Raw genomic sequence first — 3,055 nt, 5'->3', positions numbered from 1 at the left:
GTGGGGCGTCTCGGCGGAGGAGCTCCGCGGCCGGGTGGCCCGCGGGTTCGACAGGCGGTTGCTGGAATGGGCGCTCGACGGGCTGAGCGCTGAGGAAGCTGTCTTCCGGCGCGGCGACCTCGTTCGGGTCGGGACACCGGAGATCGAGCTCGACCCAGGCCAGCGCGAGCTTGCCGACCGCATCGCGGGCACGCTGAAGGCGGCCGGCGCGTCGCCGCCCGACATCGACGAACTCAGGCGGCAGATGGGCGGCGACGAGTTCGACGCCGTCGTCAAGCTCCTCGCGGCGGAGGGGCGGATCGTCAAGGTGACGACGACGCTCTTCTTCCACGATGAGGTCATCGACCGGGTCCGGCGCCGGGTGCTCGAGCACCTCGATGCGGAGGGCGAGCTCTCGGTCCCCGCCTTCAAGGACCTCGTGGGGGTGACGAGGAAACACGCGATCCCCCTCCTCGAGTTCCTCGACCGTGAGGGGACGACCATGCGAACGGGCAACGTAAGGCGCCGGGGGAGGTCCGCATGACGGAGACGCCGGCGAGGAGCCGGACGCGGCGTGTGATGATCGGGCGCGTCCCCGTCGGGGGCGGCGCGCCGGTCGCCGTCCAGTCGATGACGAACACCGTCACCTCCGACATCGAGGCGACCGTCGCACAGATCGCTCGCCTGGCGCACGTCGGGTGCGACATCGCGCGGGTCGCGGTGCCGGACGGCGCGGCGGCCGACGCGCTCCCTGAGATCATCGCCCGCTCGGGCATCCCGGTCGTGGCTGACATCCACTTCGACCATAGACTCGGACTCAGAGCCGTCGAGGCCGGAGCCCACGCGCTCCGCATCAACCCCGGGAACATCGGAGCCGAGGAACGTGTCCGGGCGCTCGTAGCGGCCTGCTCCGAGGCGTCGATCCCAATCCGGATCGGCGTCAACGCGGGCTCTCTCGAGAGAGACATCCTCGAGCGTCACGGCCATCCGACGGCCGAGGCCATGGTGGAGAGCGCCGAACGTCACGCCGCGCTCCTCGAGGAGCGCGACTTCAGCGACATCATCGTGTCGCTCAAGTCGTCCGACGTCCCGACGACGGTCGACGCGAACCGCCTGATGGCCTCGCGGCACGACTACCCGCTGCATCTGGGCATCACGGAGGCGGGAACCCTCGTCCCGGGCGCCGTCCGGTCATCGGTCGGGCTGGGGCTGATGCTCGCCGATGGGCTGGGCGACACGATCCGGGTCTCGCTGGCGGCGCCTCCTGAGGACGAGGTCCGCGTCGGTCGCGAGATCCTCAGGTCGCTGGGACTTCGGCACGGCGGCGTCACCGTCGTCGCGTGTCCGACCTGCGGACGTACCGAGATCGACGTTCCCGGAATCGCCTCCGAGATCGAGCGGCGGACGGCCGACATCCGTACGCCCGTGACCGTGGCCGTCATGGGCTGCGTCGTCAACGGACCCGGCGAGGCGCGCGAGGCCGACCTCGGCGTCGCCGGCGGGCGCGGACGGTCGGTGCTCTTCGCCGGAGGTCGGGAGATCGGCCGGCTGACGAGCGACGACCTCGCGGGAGAGCTCCTCCGGCGACTCCAGGATCTCATCGACGAGCGCGGGAAGGAGTAGACGATGCGCATCGCCGTCCTCTTCTGCGGGGGCACACTCGTGATGGAGGAGAACGAGCGCGGTGTCTGGCAGGTACCGCCGAGCGATCACGCCGTCGAGAACCTCCTCACTCTCGAGCCGCGTCTCTCGGAGATCGCCGAGCTCGAGGTCGCGTACGTCGACAACATCGACAGCGCGAACATCACGCCGGCGCACTGGGACCGCATGGCCGACGAGGTCGCCTCGCGGTACGCGACCCACGACGGGTTCGTGGTCACGCACGGCACCGACACGATGGCCTACACCGCCAGCGCTCTCTCGTTCGCCCTCCGGGATGTCGGGAAGCCGGTCGTCTTCACGGGCGCGCAGATCCCCGGCAGGTTCATCGAGACCGACGCACGGCGGAACTTCGTCAACGCCGTCCGCATCGCCGCGATGGACTTAAGCGGCGTCTTCGTCGTCTTCGACCGTTCCGTCATCCTGGGCGCCCGTGCGACCAAGGTGTCGGAGTCGAAGCTCTCGGCCTTCGCGTCGATCAACCGCGAGCCCGTCGGGGAGATCAGGGCCGACGTCCGCTTCCGCGACGACGCCCGGGGACGCCACGACCGCGCCCTTCAGCTCGAGAAGGGTTTCGACCCCAACATCACCGTCGCCACGCTCTTCCCGGGCACGTCGGTCACGATGCTGCTCGACATCCTCGAGGGCCGCACCTCGGGCCTCGTGCTCAGGGCCTACGGTACCGGCAACATCGCCGCAGACTACCTCGAGGTCCTGAGGAAGGCCCGTGAGCTGGGTGTTCCGGTCGTCGTGACCAGCCAGTGCCTCGAAGGGGCCACACGCATGGAGCGCTACGAGGTCGGCAAGCGGGCGCTCGACATGGGGGCCATCCAGGCATTCGACATGAGCATGGAGGCCATCATCACCAAGCTCATGTGGGTGCTTCGCCGGGCGAGCGATCCCGAGAAGGTCGGACGGCTCATGCGGACCGACCTGGCGGGAGAGGTCCGCCCGCATCCCGGCGGCTGAATCGCTCTTCAACGCTTCAGGCAGTTTCGAGGTCACATCCTGTGAAACCGGCGCGGCGCGCCGGAGCGTCTCATTCTGTGAGAGCGGTCTCCGGGAGCGCCGCACAGACCAGGGAGGGCGACCGGACCGATGGTCCGGCGCCAGACGAGGGGGGATCCATGTCCTTCTGGGGTAAGAGCGTTCGCAGTGCCGTGGCGCTGACGGCGGTTCTCATCGCCTCGGCGCTTCTCTTGTGTTCGGCCGCGTCGGCGGTCGAGCCACACGCCGGGATGCTCCGCTATCCCGACATCAGCAGCGAGCACATCGTCTTCCGCTACGCCAACGACCTGTGGGTCGCCCCGCGCGGAGGCGGAGAGGCCGTGCCGCTCTCCAGTCCATCGGGCGGCGAGTCCGTGCCCAAGTTCAGTCCCGACGGGTCGATGATCGCCTTCATGGGCAACTACGACGG

The 3,055-nt window shown here is 69.3% G+C and carries 4 protein-coding genes; all 4 read left to right on the top strand.

Annotation, left to right across the window (positions count from 1 at the left end; genetic code table 11):
• Positions 1-523, top strand: a 523-nt coding sequence (locus GF405_00325) for a hypothetical protein (protein MBD3366599.1), incomplete at its 5' end; no start/stop codon positions are given.
• Entirely contained in the window at positions 520-1,602 is a 1,083-nt protein-coding gene (ispG, locus tag GF405_00320; protein ID MBD3366598.1) for a flavodoxin-dependent (E)-4-hydroxy-3-methylbut-2-enyl-diphosphate synthase, read from the top strand. The genes GF405_00325 and ispG, both read left to right, overlap by 4 nt.
• Before the next feature lie 3 nt (positions 1,603-1,605).
• On the top strand, positions 1,606-2,607 hold the full coding sequence (locus GF405_00315; protein MBD3366597.1) for a type I asparaginase: 1,002 nt from the start codon (positions 1,606-1,608) through the stop codon (positions 2,605-2,607).
• A 158-nt stretch (positions 2,608-2,765) separates the two neighbouring features.
• Positions 2,766-3,055: hypothetical protein (locus GF405_00310; GenBank protein MBD3366596.1), on the top strand; the 290-nt coding region annotated here is incomplete at its 3' end.

This window comes from Candidatus Effluviviaceae Genus V sp. (genome assembly GCA_014728125.1).
Taxonomy (GTDB): domain Bacteria; phylum Joyebacterota; class Joyebacteria; order Joyebacterales; family Joyebacteraceae; genus WJMD01.
This window is presented reverse-complemented; position numbering and strand designations above follow the sequence as displayed.

Bases quoted from the DNA above. Each gene is read 5' to 3' on its own strand.
- ispG (MBD3366598.1), top strand. From the start codon at position 520: ATGACGGAGACGCCGGCGAGGAGCCGGACGCGGCGTGTGATGATCGGG.
- GF405_00315 (MBD3366597.1), top strand. From the start codon at position 1,606: ATGCGCATCGCCGTCCTCTTCTGCGGGGGCACACTCGTGATGGAGGAG.